Genomic DNA, 17,551 nt, shown 5'->3' on the forward strand with positions numbered 1-17,551 from the left:
CCTCTAGCATTATTTTTGCCAGAAAAGCAATGGGTTATTCTGCTTTTGCAAATATTTCTCCTACATCTGTCAGATTCGTACCTTCAAAAAAATATTGCAGGATTTCTTCATACGTCTTCCCCTCTTTTGCCAATTCATTTGCCGTCCATTGGCTCATCCCTAGTCCGTGTCCTTTTCCTGTCGTCGTGATCTTCAGCTTTCCTTCACTGTCTTTTAGAGAAAACGCACTGGACGGAAGCGATAACGCATCTCGAAACTGATCACCTGTACATACTGTTTCTCCTATTTTGAAATCCAAAACGTATCCCGCCGAATCATAGGATAGTATTTCTAGATCAGAAAACGAATATCCTTTCTTTGCCGTTTCTTCTTTTTCTGCTACCAGAAAATCTTTGCACTTTTCCTGTATTTCTTTATAAGAAAAAGTATGTACCTGCATTTCATCTTCCGCCTCTTTATCCTGTGTGCATTCTTTTGCCGTCAAATAGGGATACTCTTCTGTCCCCAGTACTTCCTGAGCGCTTCGCGTAGTCCCGGTACTGGATTGATGAAAAGGCGTCCATGCATAAGTATCATTATAGAATAGAACCTGATTCTTTGTCTCTGTAAAAGCCTTCGAATATTTTTCATAATACTTTTTATATTCTTTTGCCCCCCATTTCTTTTCCAGTTCTTCCGCAGTAAGATAGGGTTCTGTCAAGATCTGATCTTCTGCTTCCTCGATTTCTTTATAAAGCATTGTCCTTACAAGTACTGCCTGTGCTTTTACCGCCTCATCTTCATAATCCTCCGGCATCTCTTTTGCCAGTACGCCAAGGAAATACTCGTTCCAGGGAACTTCGAGTACTTTCTGCTGATCCGCACTGTGTATCTTTACCCGCACATATACTCTCTCTGCCCTGTCTTCTTTTTCATCTGCTCCGTTTACAAATACAGAAATAACATAAGGCAGTAAAATAAGAATAAATATAAAAGCGCCAAGCGCCTTTAATTTTTGTCTTATATACCGTTGTCCCATAAAAACAGCCCTCCATATTCTAATATATGAAGAGCTGTTTTTCTTTATTCCTGTTCTGTTTTTTCCTTAGCATCCAACTTTGCCGAGTCTTCCGGAAGTCCCGGTGATACAGACTGTTTTTCTTCTGTAGGTGGTGTCGATGGCGCCGTAGGCTTTGCTTCCGGCGGTACTGGGGGTACAGGCGGTATCGGAGGAAGCGGTGTCACCGGGGGTGTCGGTATATCCGGCTCCATTCCCGGATTATACCCCTTATCTCTCATCACAAAGAAACAAATTGACTCATATAGTGGGACCACTGCACTAAGCACTGCATGTGCGATCGACATATTCTTGGAAGTAAACCTCATAAATATCTGATGGTTTATAAGTATAGCCAGTACTTTATAAACTGCTTCGTACAGTATACTTACCAGTACAAATAGGAGCAGCCAGATGATCATCCCTATAATGGAATTTACTCCAAAAGATACCGCGCTCCCCACATTTCCATCCGCGTAGCCTGCAAAACTCATAAAGGCATTGATTCCCATGATCCCAATAAAGATAATATAGAACACAATTCCTATAACCCCATAAATAAATGGAAATGCCAACAGCCAAATACCTGGATTTTTAATCGTCTTATTTTTTAACCCGATACGCCCCGCCAGTTCTCCATGCAAGTATGTTCTGGCAAATGGGATAAAAGCAAGCCACGGGTAATCCATTCTCTGTCTTTTTGCCATCGTATAAACCCCGATCGCCTTAAAAATATAACTGAGCAAATAAAATACCATGCAGACAAGCAGAATGATCAGATAAATCGATAAAACACCTGCTATAGCTGATTCCTGTGTTCCCAGTGGCATATCATAACTATATTCATAACTATACTCCAAAACCACATCTCCTTTTGCTATCCACCATCAGGCTAAAAAAACTGTCCTGACGGAACCTGTATTTTTTCTAATTTCCATATATCTTCCACATATTCTTCTATTGTCCTGTCTGAACTAAACTTACCGCTGCACGCAGTATTGAGAAGAGCCATTTTAGACCATCTTTGTTCATCCCGATATGCCTGCTCGACCTTTTTCTGCGCCTCTGCATAAGAGCGGAAATCCTTTAATATAAAATATACATCCGGACGCGCAGTACACTGTGTATTCAATAAGGAATTATACAGATTCTTATACATATCATGATCGCCATTCGCATATGTTCCATCCATCAACTGATCAATGACTCGTTTTAGTTCCCAATCGTTAAAGTAAATATCTAAAGGATTATAGCCGCCATGATTTTCATAATCAATGACTTCCTGGGAGCTTAAACCAAAAATAAACGCGTTGTCTTCTCCGACTTCCTGTACAATCTCTACATTAGCCCCATCCATTGTTCCAAGCGTGGGAGCGCCGTTCAGCATAAATTTCATGTTCCCGGTTCCAGATGCTTCTTTTGAAGCGGTAGAGATCTGTTCGCTTACATCTGCAGCGGCAAAAAGCAATTCTGCGTTGGATACACGGTAATCTTCTATAAATACGATCTTAAGTTTTCCATTGATACTCCTATCATTATTAACGACATCTGCAACCGAATTGATCAACTTGATCGTCTCCTTCGCACGCTGGTATCCTGCAGCCGCTTTTGCTCCAAAAATAAAAGTTCTTGGATAAAACGACATTTCCGGATGCTCCTTTATCTGGTTATACAGATACATAATGTGCAGAATATTTAAAAACTGCCGCTTATATTCATGGAGACGTTTTACCTGTACATCAAAGATGGAACGGGGATCTACTTCGATTCCATTATGCTTCTTAATATATTCTGCCAGGCGTACTTTATTTTTATACTTGATCTGCATAAATTCCCGTCTTGCCTGCTCATCATTGACAAGAGGCTTCAAATTTGCTATTTTCGACAGATCTGTGATCCAACCGTCCCCAATCCTATCTGTGATCCAGCCGGCAAGCAGCGGATTTCCATGTGCCAGAAAACGTCTCTGTGTGATACCGTTTGTCTTATTGTTAAATTTCTCTGGAAACATCTCATAGAAATCTTTCAATTCTTGGTGTTTCAAGATTTCCGTATGCAGCTTTGCCACACCGTTTACGGAAAAACCAGAAATGATCGCCATATTTGCCATTCTCACCTGGCCATCCATAAGAATTGCCATCTTCTTGACTTTTTCTTCATTGCCCGGATATTTCGCTCTCACCTGAATAAGAAACCGGCGGTCTATCTCCTGTACGATCTGGTAAATACGCGGCAAAAGACGGGAAAATAAATCAATGGGCCATTTTTCCAACGCTTCTGCCATAATCGTATGGTTTGTGTAAGCACAGGTTTTGGATGTAACTTCCCATGCTTCTTCCCAGTTTAGTCCTTCCTCATCGATCAGCAGGCGCATTAACTCCGGAACTGCTACCGTCGGATGTGTATCATTCATCTGAATGACCACCTTCTCGTATAATTTCCGGATATCACTGTGCCTCTTCTTGTATTTTGCTATCATTGCCTGCAGACTTGCGGAAATAAAGAAATACTGCTGTTTTAAACGTAATTCTTTGCCGGAATAGTGATTATCATTCGGATAAAGGACATCTACGATCAATTTCGCCAGATTTTCCTGCTCTACCGCCTTGTGATAATTTCCTCTGTCAAATTCATCCAGCTGAAAATCGGTGATCGCCTTTGCATCCCATACACGCAAAGTATTCACTACATGATTTCCATATCCGACAATAGGCATATCATAGGGAATCGCCAAAACAGATTCATAATTCTCCTGGATAAATATATCCTTCCCTGTCTCCGGATCTTTCTCGAACCGGATATTACCGCCAAACCGTACTTCTTTTGCGTATTCTTCTCTCCTCAACTCAAATGGATTTCCCTCTTTGAGCCAATTGTCCGGTTCTTCTACCTGGTATCCATTTTCGATCTTCTGCTTAAACATACCGTAACGATAACGGATCCCGCAGCCATACGCCGGATAATTCAATGTAGAAAGGGAATCTAAAAAGCAGGCGGCAAGACGGCCTAAGCCGCCGTTGCCAAGAGCCGGATCCGGCTCTTCATCCTCGATCACATTTAAGTCTATGTTCATCTCCGCAAGCGCTTCTTTTACTTCTCCGTATGCAGTCATATTAATCAGGTTATTTCCAAGAGCGCGCCCCATCAGAAATTCCATAGACATATAGTAAACTGTCTTCGCATCCGCCTCGTCATATGCCTTCTGCGTCGCCAGCCAGTCATCAATGATCACTTCTTTTACCGCATAGGAAACAGCCTGAAATATCTGCTGCGGCGTAGCCTCGTCTATCGTTTTGCGATAAAGGGTCTTCACGTTATCTTTTACTGCTGTTTTAAATGTTTCTTTTTCAAATCTTTTACCATACATATATGTTACATATCCTCTCTCTCAACGCCCATTGTAACGGCTTCTCCATTGATCTTCCACTCTTTTACATAACCGGAAGGCTGTGTATTTACAACACTTTTTGCCAATACTTCCCCGCCGATAGACGTATTATATTTTGCAAAGATCTCCTCGGCTTTCTGACTTCCTTTGTAAGTCAGGCAGATCCTATCCATAACTTCAAAATCTGCTTCCTTACGCATTGTCTGGACTTTGCTGATGATTTCTCTCACAAATCCTTCTTCTAAAAGTTCTTCTGTCAGATTTGTGTCCAGTACGACCGTGATGCCGTTATCATTTTCTGAAACATATCCATCGATCTGTGCTGTATCGATCAGTAAGTCTTCCTTAAATAGCGTGATCTCCTGTTCATTCACATACAGCTTCAGCGCGCCGGTCTCATTTATCTCATCCATAGCCGCGTTTCCATCTACTGCGTCAAGCGCCGCTTTGATCCCGCCTAACATTTTACCATATTTAGGACCTACGGTCTTTAACTGCGGTTTAAAACTATATGAAGTAAATTCTCTGACATCCTCTGTAAATTTTACATTCTTTACATTTAGCTCATCTGTCACAATATCCTGGTAGAATTCCGGAAGTGTAAATCCCGCTTTTACAAACATCTGTCCGATCGGCTGACGGTTTTTGATATTAGATGCATTTCTGCATGCACGCCCCATAACGACTAATTTCAGAACATTTTCCATATTCGCTTCCAGATCTGCGTCAATATATTTTTCTTCCGCAACAGGGAAATCGCACAAATGTATACTTTCCGGAGCCGTCTTATCAATACTTCTTACAAGATTTTGATAGATTTCTTCGGTCATAAACGGAATCATCGGAGCAGCTACTTTGGAAACTGTGACAAGCGCTGTGTACAATGTCATATATGCATTAATTTTATCCTGTTCCATTCCTTTTGCCCAGAAACGTTCGCGGCTTCTTCTTACATACCAGTTACTCATATCATCTACAAATTCTTGCAGCGCTCTTGCCGATTCCGGAATCCGGTAATTGGCAAGATTTTCATCTACTGTGCGGATCAACGTATTTAGTTTAGACAAAAGCCATTTATCCATAACAGATAATTTTTCATATTCTAATGTATATTTTGTAGCGTCAAACTCATCTATATTCGCATAAAGTACGAAAAATGCATACGTGTTCCACAATGTTCCCATAAATTTGCGCTGTCCTTCCGTCACCGCCTTACCATGGAAACGGTTTGGAAGCCAAGGAGCGCTGTTGACATAGAAATACCAACGGATCGCATCTGCTCCGTATGTCTCCAACGCATCAAACGGATCTACGGCATTTCCCTTAGACTTACTCATCTTCTGTCCATTTTCATCCTGCACATGCCCCAACACGATAACATTTTTGTATGGCGCTTTATTAAATAAGAGCGTAGAAATAGCCAGAAGAGAATAGAACCAACCACGCGTCTGATCTACTGCTTCGGAAATAAAATCTGCCGGGAACTGCTGTTTAAATATCTCTTCATTTTCAAATGGATAGTGGTGCTGTGCAAATGGCATAGAGCCGCTGTCAAACCAGCAGTCGATCACTTCCGGCACTCGGCGCATCTGTTTTCCACATTCCGGACAAGTAATCGTCACATCATCAATATACGGACGATGCAGTTCTATATCTTCCGGACAATTTGGAGACATCTCTTTTAACTCTGCGATACTTCCCACAGAATGCATATGTCCACATTCACATTCCCATATATTCAGCGGAGTTCCCCAGTAGCGGTTTCTGCTGATCCCCCAGTCCTGAACATTTTCCAGCCAATCTCCGAAACGTCCCTTTCCAATGCTTTCCGGGATCCAGTTGATCGTGTTGTTATTGGCAATCAGATCTTCTTTTACTGCTGTCATCTTGATAAACCAAGACTCACGTGCATAATAAATAAGCGGTGTGTCGCATCTCCAGCAATGCGGATAACTATGCTCGAATTTTGGAGCATCCAAAAGCAGTCCTCTTTCATCCAGATCTTTTAAAACCATAGGATCTGCTTTTTTCACAAATACGCCTGCAAATGGAGTCGTCTCTCCCATATTTCCTTTTTCATCTACAAGCTGCACAAATGGCAGATCATATTTTCTTCCTACACTGGCATCATCTTCACCGAATGCCGGCGCAATATGCACAATACCTGTACCGTCTGTCATCGTTACGTAGGTATCGCATACGACAAAGAAGGCTTTCTTCTTTTGTTTCTCTGCGCTATCTGCAGCACACTGATAAAGAGGCTCATATTCTTTATATTCCAGATCTGTTCCCACATATGTCTCTAATACTTCATAGGCAGGTTTTCCTTCTTCTGATAGTTTTCCGAGTACTTTATCGGCAAGCGCTTCTGCAATATAGTATACCCGCCCGTCTGCTGCCTTTACCTTCAGATAGACTTCCGAAGGATGTACACACAAAGCCAAGTTGGACGGCAAAGTCCAAGGCGTCGTCGTCCATGCAAGGATATATGCATCCTCGTTTTTTACTTTAAATCTTACGATCGCAGAACGTTCTTTTACATCCTTGTAGCCCTGTGCCACTTCCTGTGCCGAAAGCGGTGTCCCGCAGCGCGGACAGTAAGGTACGATCTTGAAGCCTTTATAGAGCAGCTTTTTATCCCAGATCTGTTTTAATGCCCACCATTCAGACTCGATGAAATTATTGTCATATGTGACATATGGATGTTCCATATCCGCCCAGAAACCAACCGTACTAGAGAAGTCTTCCCACATACCTTTGTATTTCCATACACTCTCTTTACATTTGTCGATAAACGGTTCCAGACCATATTCTTCGATCTGGTCTTTTCCGTCTAATCCCAGCAGCTTCTCTACTTCCAGCTCTACCGGCAGACCATGTGTATCCCATCCCGCTTTTCTTGGAACCATACTCCCTTTCATTGTACGGTATCTTGGGATCATATCTTTGATCACACGGGTCAGCACATGTCCAATATGGGGTTTTCCATTTGCTGTCGGAGGTCCATCATAGAATGTATACTCCGGACAGCCTTCTCTTTCTTCCATGCTCTTCTGGAATATCTGGTTATCCGCCCAAAACTTTTCAATTTCTTTTTCTCTTTCTACAAAATTCATGTCTGTGGAAACTTTCTTATACATTTTCTTCTTCCTTTCTTTGCGCCAAGCGGATCGCTTGCGGCATGTTACATCTTCACACGAGTGCGCCTCCTTGCGGAGCCTTTTTATTTCATAGGAAGCAAATCCCTATGGAATAAAAAAGACCTTCGCCCTGTAATAGGACGAAAGCCTTCTGCTTACGTTTCACCACCTGTTACGACATACTTAAACCTGACGGTTTGTATATGTGTCCCTCATAACGCCGGAACCTGCGTCAGTCTCTACTCCTTCTTCGTTTTCTGCAAAAGAAAATCTTTCGTTTCGAGAACTGCGGCTCAAAAGTGATATTCGAAAATATCCTACTGGTACCAGGCTTTCACCCTCCCCGGCTCGCTTTAACGTTCAAATATAGTCTACTGTCTTTGTCACAGCCTTTTCTTTCTGTTTATACATGGTTATTATAAGTAGAATATTAAAAATAGTCAAGAGTATAAACACGTTATTTCCATACATTATGCATGTGGAATATTCGTAAACTCACTGATCTCCCTGTTTATTGTACATAAATCTTCCACGGACAAATCATGGATATCCTCATGTCCTGTAATTCTGGAGAACATTTTTAATTCTTCCAGAGAAACGTTTAAGAAATTTGCCACTCTGGCTGCCGCCGCATCTTCATGCAGACGAGATCTCAATTCCTTATCCTGTGTCGCAACACCCATAGGGCACATTCCCGTCCCACAGATCTTATACTGTTGGCATGCCATTGCGATCAGAGCCGCAGAAGCAACTGCCACAGCATCTGCCCCCATGGCGATCGCCTTGGCAAAATCAGAAGATACACGCAGGCCTCCTGTAATGATCAGACTAATATCTGAATGGATACTGTCAAGGTATTTCCTGGCTCTGTATAATGCGTAAATCGTCGGAACGCTTGCACTATCTCTTAATAATTTGGGGGAAGAACCTGTTGCGCCTCCTCTTCCATCTATCGTGATAAAATCCGGTTCTGCATACACACAAAAAGCTAAATCTCTCTCTATCCTTCCTGCTGCGATCTTCACTCCTATGGGTCTTCCCTCAGAAGCATATCTTAACTGACTGATCAAGTTCTTTAAATCTTCCTTTGTCTCAACGCCCGGAAATCTCGCAGGTGCAATAATATCTTTTCCTATCGGTTTATTTCTTATTTCACTGATTTCTTTCGTTACTTTTTCACCCGGCAGGTGTCCTCCCATTCCCGGCTTTGTACCCTGTCCGATCTTGATCTCAATTGCATCCGCCTTCTGCAGATTTTCTGGAGTAACGCTATACAGGTTTCCTACATATTCAAAAATGTACTTGTCCGCCGCCTCCATCTCTTCCGGAAGAATACCTCCCTCTCCTGAGCACATAGCAGTGTGGGCCATAGCAGAGCCTTTTGCAAGGGATATCTTTGCCTCTCTTGAAAGGGCTCCAAAGGACATGTGGGAAATGTAAACCGGATTTTTCAGGATAAGAGGTTTACGTGCGTGCTTTCCGATCACCGTCTCTGTCCTCACCGCCGCACTCTCTTCTAAGGGCATAGGATCCAACTGTGCGCCTAATAAGAGAATATCATCCCAGTTTGGCATAGGCAGTTCTGTTCCCATAGAAGCCGAGATACTTTTCCCGGTCACTGCAATTTCATGGATTTCTTGCATATATCTGCTGTCTTCATCCTGTCGGACGAATTCCTTTGGATATTCCAATTTTACTTCTTTCTTTTCTTGTACTTTTCCTGTTTTTTCCTCTTTATAAACAGTAAACTTTTCTGTTGTCTGATGGCAGACCGGACATTCCTTTAACTCTGAAAAAGGGTTTCCTTCCAACTCTTCATCATAAATATACCCGCAAACACTGCATCTGTATCTTTTCAATGACCTTATCCTCCTTTCGGCTCCATCTATATAGAAACTGCACAACTACTTATTTCCATTTTATCATAAGTATCCTGTGCTGACCACTTATGAAACATCATTCCAAAAGTTTGACAACAGCTTTTGATTCCGGGTCGCTCAAATTTATATTTTTTGTTGTAGTTTATCTTTTGTTGTGTTAGAGTGAAAGTATCTTTTTAGATGCGCATCTAGAAAAAAATTTTGTGTTTTTCTAAAACACAGTCTGATGATCTGCTTTATACAGATCATTCTATATTTATCCAGTTACTGGAACGTCGGTATATCCGGATCTTTATCCGGGATATTCGCAAACATTTACCCAAAGAAACAAGATCACATACCTGTGCCGGACAAATTTTTTCAGTGTCATGCCACACGTAGATGCAGGAAAATATATGTCGCTGAAATGAAAATCCACGTCGCAGGCAATTTAGGGAAAAGTGTTGTAAACCAGTGGGCTTTTCCCTATAATGGAAGGAGAAAAGTACATATGGAACAAAGACAAAAACCATTGAAGGATTTGAACCTATTGGATCGTTTTTTATTCGCACAGGCGGCGGACGACCCGGATACTATGCGGGATATACTGGAGATCATCTTAGGCAAAGAAGTCGTATTAAAACTGCTTCCCCAGACGGAAAAGGAACAGCGCACCCATCCTCTGAATCGCTATGTGCGGCTGGATGTATGGGCAATGGATGAGCAGGACACGGTCTATAACACAGAAGTCCAACAGAAGAATACAGGAAACCTTCCAAAACGAAGTCGCTTCTACCAAGCATTGATCGACTCGAATCTATTAACTCCGGGAAATGTAGGCTTCCACAAATTAAATCCCGTGTATATCATCCTGATCTGTCCCTTTGACCTGTTCGGCTACGGGCTGTACCGCTATACCTTCCGCATGCAGTGTGAAGAGGTGCCGGAACTTTCTCTGGGAGACAACGCTGTCCGTATCTTCCTAAACACACATGGAAAGAATGCAGAAGGTGTGTCAGAAGAACTGGTAGATCTCCTCAAGTATATGGAGCACACCACGGAAGAAGTAAGCAGAACTTGCGCCAGCGAACGGATCCATAAGATCCAGAAACGCATCCGGGCGATCAAATCCAGTGAAAAGATCGGGGTGAAGTATATGCAGGCTTGGGAAGAAAAAATTATAGAACGAAATGAAGCGCGCGAAGAAGGTATTCGCGAAGGTCATGCTTCCGGATTAAAAGAGGGGCTGGCACAGGGCGGACTGCAAAAACTAGAGGAATTGGTAAAAAAGAAAGTCCAAAAGGGATATTCTGCAGAAGAAATCGCAGAAATGTTGGAAACAGATATAGAAACCGTCCAGAAATTCATAAAAAATAAAATATAAATTTAACTGACGAACTGCCTTATAGAGAAAGAGTAAAATTTATTATAGAAGGTACGCAAAGAACCACTATGTCAGAACACAGGACAGGACCCGCTTTACCTCATCCGTTCGAGTGATTCTAAGCACAGAACATCGACGTGTCCATTGGAACACGCAGATGTACTGCGCTAAGAACCAGGCGAACTGTATTCGGAACGCTCCTGTCAATGCCCTGCTTATCTGACATAGTGGTTCTTCGCTGTCTCTTCCAATCAGAAGTTTCACTCCACTATCAGAAGGTAGATTCCTCAATTAAATTTCAGAAAAAAAGACGACTTCACGTTGTTGTACATCTCCAATCGGAAGGGAATAGATACTTCTGCTTGGAAGTTTGTAGCAGCGTGAAGTCGATTTTTTAAAACAGGAACATGAACTTAAGCGGCGAAAGTGTATGCATGAAATGTGCACTCATTCGAGCATATCGCAACACATGCCTTTCAGGCAGGCGTGCTATGCACGATAAGGTATGTTTTGCGTGAGCGAGGAATTTCGGTGCAACCCTGACGAGCGATGTAAAATACACATTTCATGCGCCCTTTTGTCGTTTGACTTCCTATTTCTTTTGAACGCTTCCGCAGTGTCAGCTCAATTTCGCTTCCGCTTCATTTCGCTATCGGCAGTCGCCGAATGAAAAGGAACAGTTCACACCCTATTTACATGCAAGCATGACACAGGGCATGAACTGTTCCTTTTCGCACTGCTTGTTGCTACGTTAAATTTATATTTTTCTATATTTCATTCCTATCATCAATATAAGCGCCAGTAATATAGATGCAATACCTATACTGACTATTGCCTTTATGTTCCTGTCGGAATCGCCTGCTTCAGGAGATTTCTTTTCTTCACTTTCTTTTTGTTCAATCTTTATATCCTGTTCGCTTCCTTGACTTGTCATATATTCTTTTGTCAATTGCACATGGGCGTTTCCTACATTTTCGCCTTTATATGTGTACGTAACAAATCCTGTCCTGTCTTTCTCATCCATAATTGTAATCTCTGACTCCAGATCCGAAAGAGTTACTCCCAATGGTACCGTCACATATGCATTATCTTTAAAAGATCCTATATTCTTTTTCAACTCTGTATTTTCTTCAACTGTTAAAGGGAGCCTGGTAAAATTTTCAAAAGCATAATCCAGCATTGCCCGTGTATCATCATAAACAGATACGCCATAGTCGTGCAAAACTACTGCTGCCAGCCGCATAGAGCCATTATCTGCCATTGTTACAAGAGTGGTCTTAGCCTGATCTGTATATCCGGTTTTTCCGCCGGTACAGTATGCATAATAATAATAATTTTCTGGCCAGAGCATTTTATGATTTTGCCAGAGCACCCTTTCTTCTTCCATCAAATTAGTCGGAGGGATCGTATAAGAAAGAGACTGCATGATCGTCTGAAATACTTCTTTTTTATAAACTGCGGAAGCAATTAGCGCCATATCGTGTGCTGTCGTATAATGTTCTTCGTCATGGAGCCCATTTGCATTGACCCAATGCGATCTTGTGCAGCCCAGCTCTATTGAACGGTCATTCATTTTCTGGATAAAAGCAGCATATCCTCCACCCATTTTCTGTCCGATGTTTTCTGCCACCGCATAGGAAACTTCATTTGCGGACGCTAAAAGTACCCCATATAAAGCTTCCTCCAATGTCAGAATTTCTCCAGGTGTCATTCCTATACTGGCATCCCCATATTCCAAAAAAGAAATACTGTCTTCCGAAAAAATAATCTCATCCGCAAGTTCTCCATTTTCCAGTGCCACTAAAGTAGTAAGAAGTTTTGTAATACTTGCAGGATACTGTTTTTCATCTGCTCTTTTTTCATAAAGTACGGCGCCGCTGTCCATATCTATAACAATCGCAGACGCTCCGTATATGTTTGGTCCCTGAGGCCAATCTTTTATTACATTTGTATCCGGCACTGTCTCATAGGATTCTTGTTTTTCTTTTTCTTCTGCTGCCTGCTTTTCTTCTTCTGTCATTTCTGCTTCTTCAGACACATTCTGATCTGTCTGCACTTCCTCTGCCAGTACTTTCCATGATGGCTGTAGTATAAGCACAGCAGCCAATATCATAAGTAAAATCTGTTTTCCTGATTTTCTCATTCTTTAACCTCCATAGCAGCAGGCTCTATTTCCTGTAATTATTAATCAAAATATCAAGTATGAAACGGAGACCGCATTCCCCTGAAACCCATAAATGAACATAAACTTGCAGAAAAACTCAGAAAGCAATACATCGAATCTCATCTGGAAAGCATGACCTACTATCATATTAAATACATGAACGACAGTGACTTTCTGGATATGGACTGTTTTTCTCTTTTTCTAAAAGAGAGAACTTTCCTAATACTTAAAAAAATGCCATTTATAAAATATGGCATTCTGTTGATTTTTCGTATTCTTATTTCCATATAATAACTATATTACTATTTTTTATCTTTTTACTCTGTATAGATATCCATTGCTTTCAACAGCTCTTCTTTTTGTTTAAAGTTTTCGTTCATCCTTTCGTTCTTATGTAAACTTAAGACTTCGACAGAAAGTGCTTTTATAATTGTAACCGCCATAACATATCCATAAGAGGGTGTTTTGTTTCCTGGAATGAGGCTGATATCTGCCTGTATGGCAAGTGGTGATGTATACAAATCTGTAAGTGCGATCGTACTTGCTTTCTGAGAATGAAAATATCGAATCACATCTACTGTATTTTTCGTATATGCCTTAAATCCAATGGCAACCAGGACGTCTCCTTCTTTGACATTGGCAATCCTGTCATATATATCATCCACACCTATAGTAAGTAATATGACATTATCCATGTAATCGCTTAAAAGATGATAAAGATAAAATGCCACTGAATAGGCTTCTCGTAAGCCTAAGATATATACCCGGCGCGCATTTTTTATTTTGCCTGCAGCTTTCAAGAAATTTTCATTCAAATCCTCTGTATACATTTCTTTTAATATCTCTGTATTAGATTCAATTTGTTTTTTTAGAATGCCTCCTTCTTCTTTCCCCCAGCCACGATACGTCTCTGTCTCTTTTATAACCAGCTCTTTCTGCATCAAGACTTGTATTACTTTTTGTAATTCAGAATAACCACTGTACCCAAGGCTTGTACAAAACCGGTGAATACTTGTCGCACTGACTCCACATTCACTGCTGATTTCCTGAATAGAAAGGAAGGGAATACGCAGATACTCTTTCTTTACATACGCCGCAATTTTTGTTAATACTTTAGTAAAATTTGATGACTGTTGTTCTATCCGTTCTAATAAGTCAAACTTCAAATCCGTCATCTCCTTCCAATACCCCGAATGACACGTCATCCGGGGTAGTTTTGCAATCTATTTTACCATATATTTTTTACACTGTCCATATGAGCACAAAGCTATTGCTCCTCGCTTATGCTCCTTTTGTTAATAAAATTATATTTATCTGCTTATCCTGCGAACTATATTTTATATACACGGCGCAGATTATCACATAGGATGTTACGTGCCGCCTTCATTGCATACTCTTCGGTAATATATCCTCTATCCATAAGCGTCTCCAACGCTCTTGCCAGAGATTTTCTTACAAATCTAGCCGCCAGCCACATATGTTCAGGAACTCCTGCACCATCACTTCCATAGAATATCTTATTGAGCGGAGCCATTTCAAAAAGCTTTAATAGCTTGTCATCTGCGGCAAAACTTGCATACGGTATCATGGAACTGACATCTGCATAGATATTTGTGTAGTGGTTCAGAAGTATCCCCAATTCCTCCAAATATGGATAGGACGCATGAATAAGCACTATTTTTGTTCCCTGACAGTAGGAAGAATTTATTGCGTCAAAAAGAAGAAGAGGATTGCACTGTAACATATTGCAGTCGGGACTATCCCCCAAACCCGTGTGTATCTGCAGCGGCACATCCTGTTCTCTGCAAATCTCACACCCTTTTAGGAAAGTATAATCACGTACTTTCTTTTCGGCAACTATATCCTGCGGATCTGCCAGATATGCATAGTATCCGCTGCGGAATTCTTCTTCTGATAATACTTCTACCTTTAATCCGGTCAAATATGCGATCACAGATTTTACTGCTACAAGATTTTCATTTTTAATCATTGCTACTGTATCCTCTTTCAGCCGCCGCGTAAATTCATCAAAAGAAGGTTCTTCTGCGAGAATTTTTTCTGCCACCCATTCAATACGATTGATACCATATACCTTTGTATCTCCCACTTCCTTATAGAAATCGCTGATTTCCTGGCTAGTCAGAGTCTTGCGCGTGATCGGGTATCCAAAGTCTACTAAAAGGGCCTCCAATCCGGCATCTTTGATCAAATCTTGCACGTAAGTATTCATACTGCGCGCTTTATTACGCTGTTTGACTACTTCTTCCTGCGAAGCTCCTGCATCCATTTTGAAAAATCTTTTTAACTCATTGGTCATCATATGATATAGTATCGTATGTCTCATATCTTCAGATTCTACCGGATAAAGCCCGATGCAAAGAGCACGTTCAAAATCTTTTGCTTCACGTCCATATGGAAATGGATGGCAATGGTTATCGATAGCAGGAATGCCGCTTAAATCTAATTTTTTCATTCTTAATTTCCTCCATTGTTTTTCATTTTTCTCTCTGATTAAATTTTGTTTCTGCTCTAAATGCATACACTTTTTTCTGTCTTTTATTCTATCAAATATTTTTTATCTGTCAATAGAAAAAGATTATCTTTTTTTAAAATAAATTATCTTTTTTATTGACAAAACTATTTTGGCATTATATATTAAGTACAGATAATTTATTTCACATTTCACTGATTAAATACATAAATTCTGAAAACTTTTTTTCAAATGCATGCACTTTGAAAATTTAATAAACTAAAATGGATCCATTTATTTCTGCTGTTCCAAATAAAATTTAATACTTTAATGAGGAGAAAAATTATGAAAGAAAACCATATGAAAGGAAATATCTGTTTAGAAAACAGCAAAAGACCAAGGTCTATGAATAATAAAGTCATTATTCCTATTTTCATTGTACTGTTTCTTTTAGGCTTCATCCCATTTCCTTTTACAAAACAATCCCCTGTTCTCCTGTTTGGATGGTTACCTGTCACTCTTGCTTATTGGTGGATATTGATGTTTATAGACCTGATCTTTATATATTGTGTCTGCAGACATTTTGTCAAAGTATCACAGGAAAAGGAGGGGAACGAATGAATAAACAGATACTTAGTTTTTTGATAATTATTACTTATCTTTTCTTTATGCTTATAGTTACGATTATAAACGGGAGAAGAAAAAAACATAAAAAAAACGCGGAGGGATTCTTCTTAGCCGGCCGCGGTGTCAGTTCCGTACTTCTTCCTCTGACTATGATCGCTTCCGTGATGAGTACCTTTGCATTTCTGGGAGCCCCGGGAATGTACTATAACCATGGTATCTCCTATTTCGCCATTGTTTTAAGCCAAATGTGGGTCTGTCTGATGATTCTGTATTTTGGAAATAAAATCCGCAGACAGGCGAAAAAATACGGCTATCTCTCCATTGGCGATTATTTTCAGGATAGATATAAAAGCTCTTACCTGAAAGTGCTTGCCTCCTGTATTGCAGTCCTTATGACCATGGTTTTCCTCGCCATGCAATATGTCGGCAATGCACGTGCTCTATCTATGGTTACCGGAGAAATAGTTCCCTATGAAGCAGCGATCTTTGTTTCTGTTGTCTTTTCCCTCTTATATGTTTTGATCGGAGGCGCCAGCGGTGTAGTACTCTTAGACGCTATTCAGGCTATTATCCTTATAGTAGGCATCGTTGTTGCCGCTTATATTGCCCTTGGACCTTCAGGAGGGATTGACGCTTTGTTCAATACAACCGCTTCCTCCCTACCTGAACTTTTAAGTCGCCCAGGTCCTAAAGGGCTTTACACCGATCAATACTGGATCATGCAATTTATTGTACTTCCTTTTGGTTTATGGCTCTGTCCACATGTGTGGAATAAGTCCTTAATGGCAAAGGATGAAAAAGCCTTGTCCCGTTCGGCATTCAGTATTCCGCTGTCTATGATAATTATTTACGGAGTAGCAGCTTTATTTATTGGTCTGGCAGGTCATATTCTTATTCCAGCTTCAGAAGTCACCGCCGCAGATAATATTCTTCCTATGATGATGACTCGCTACAGTCATTGGCTCGTTGCCGCCCTTATCATGGGAGCAGCAATGTCCGCCGGGCTTTCAACCATGAATGCTATGCTTTTGGTTACATCACAAATTGTTTCACAAGATTTAATACTCTTCAAACGAAAAGATCAAGTTACTGATAAACAAAATATGTTTCTTTCTCGTATAATCATTATAGCTATAGCTGTAATATGCAGCCTTATTGCTCTGCGGCCACCTCAGACCCTAGTACAGCTAGTGCAGGATGTGGCTTATACAGGTCTTGCGCAGCTTGCTCCGCCTTTTATCGCCGGACTTTATTGGAAAGGTGTTAGAAAAGAGGGTGCTATCGCCGGACTTACTGCCGGTACAATTATTCTTTTTGCCACACGTATTATGAATGTATCTCCACTTGGTTGGCCTGGTTTTATGTGGGCATTTGGAATTAACATCCTTCTTTTAATATTCATTTCTCTATTATTAAAGAAAAAGGATATTTCGGACATAGAGGCAAGATTCTTTGTACCCTTTAAATAGAATTTGAAATTTTT

11 protein-coding genes are annotated in these 17,551 nt (G+C 40.8%); 3 read left to right on the plus strand and 8 right to left on the minus strand.

All coding sequences use genetic code 11. The features are described from left to right. Positions 1–34: 34 nt before the first annotated feature. From BN3282_RS04355 to BN3282_RS04375, 5 genes are all read right to left on the minus strand, one after another. Positions 35–1,018, minus strand: a complete 984-nt coding sequence (locus BN3282_RS04355; RefSeq protein WP_059066931.1) for a SpoIID/LytB domain-containing protein — start codon at positions 1,016–1,018, stop codon at positions 35–37. A 44-nt stretch (positions 1,019–1,062) separates the two neighbouring features. Further along, positions 1,063–1,896: a hypothetical protein gene (locus tag BN3282_RS04360; RefSeq protein ID WP_059066933.1), complete on the minus strand. Its 834-nt coding sequence runs from the start codon at positions 1,894–1,896 to the stop codon at positions 1,063–1,065. Positions 1,897–1,928: 32 nt separating this feature from the next. Then, positions 1,929–4,403, minus strand: coding sequence for a glycogen/starch/alpha-glucan phosphorylase (locus BN3282_RS04365; protein WP_059066935.1), 2,475 nt, complete (start codon positions 4,401–4,403; stop codon positions 1,929–1,931). Positions 4,404–4,408: 5 nt separating this feature from the next. Beyond that, positions 4,409–7,564, minus strand: a complete 3,156-nt coding sequence (gene ileS / locus BN3282_RS04370) for an isoleucine--tRNA ligase (RefSeq protein WP_059066937.1) — start codon at positions 7,562–7,564, stop codon at positions 4,409–4,411. A 470-nt stretch (positions 7,565–8,034) separates the two neighbouring features. Further along, positions 8,035–9,423 (minus strand): glutamate synthase-related protein, encoded by a 1,389-nt coding sequence (locus BN3282_RS04375; RefSeq protein ID WP_059066938.1) that lies wholly within the window; start codon positions 9,421–9,423, stop codon positions 8,035–8,037. Between the two features lie 511 nt (positions 9,424–9,934). Here BN3282_RS04375 and BN3282_RS04380 point away from each other — a divergent pair. Further along, positions 9,935–10,807, plus strand: a complete 873-nt coding sequence (locus BN3282_RS04380; protein WP_059070268.1) for an Rpn family recombination-promoting nuclease/putative transposase — start codon at positions 9,935–9,937, stop codon at positions 10,805–10,807. 757 nt (positions 10,808–11,564) lie between these two features. On the opposite strand, the gene BN3282_RS04385 is transcribed toward BN3282_RS04380, so the two are convergent. The 3 genes from BN3282_RS04385 to BN3282_RS04395 all read right to left on the minus strand — a co-directional run bounded on the left by BN3282_RS04385 (position 11,565) and on the right by BN3282_RS04395 (position 15,444). Then, positions 11,565–12,950, minus strand: a complete 1,386-nt coding sequence (locus BN3282_RS04385; protein ID WP_059066941.1) for a D-alanyl-D-alanine carboxypeptidase family protein — start codon at positions 12,948–12,950, stop codon at positions 11,565–11,567. A 338-nt stretch (positions 12,951–13,288) separates the two neighbouring features. After that, on the minus strand, positions 13,289–14,137 hold the full coding sequence (locus BN3282_RS04390; protein WP_059066943.1) for a MurR/RpiR family transcriptional regulator: 849 nt from the start codon (positions 14,135–14,137) through the stop codon (positions 13,289–13,291). Between the two features lie 164 nt (positions 14,138–14,301). Next, the gene (locus BN3282_RS04395; RefSeq protein WP_162858214.1) at positions 14,302–15,444 is read right to left on the minus strand and encodes an amidohydrolase family protein; all 1,143 of its coding nucleotides are present in this window, start codon (positions 15,442–15,444) and stop codon (positions 14,302–14,304) included. 342 nt (positions 15,445–15,786) lie between these two features. Here BN3282_RS04395 and BN3282_RS15185 point away from each other — a divergent pair, with 342 nt between their 5' ends. Beyond that, the gene (locus BN3282_RS15185; protein ID WP_242866595.1) at positions 15,787–16,062 is read left to right on the plus strand and encodes a cation-translocating P-type ATPase; all 276 of its coding nucleotides are present in this window, start codon (positions 15,787–15,789) and stop codon (positions 16,060–16,062) included. After that, positions 16,059–17,537 (plus strand): sodium:solute symporter family protein, encoded by a 1,479-nt coding sequence (locus tag BN3282_RS04405; RefSeq protein ID WP_059066947.1) that lies wholly within the window; start codon positions 16,059–16,061, stop codon positions 17,535–17,537. Before BN3282_RS15185 ends, BN3282_RS04405 begins: the two co-directional genes overlap by 4 nt. Positions 17,538–17,551 lie beyond the last annotated feature (14 nt).

This window comes from Mediterraneibacter massiliensis (assembly GCF_001487105.1).
Taxonomy (GTDB): Bacteria; Bacillota; Clostridia; order Lachnospirales; family Lachnospiraceae; genus Mediterraneibacter; species Mediterraneibacter massiliensis.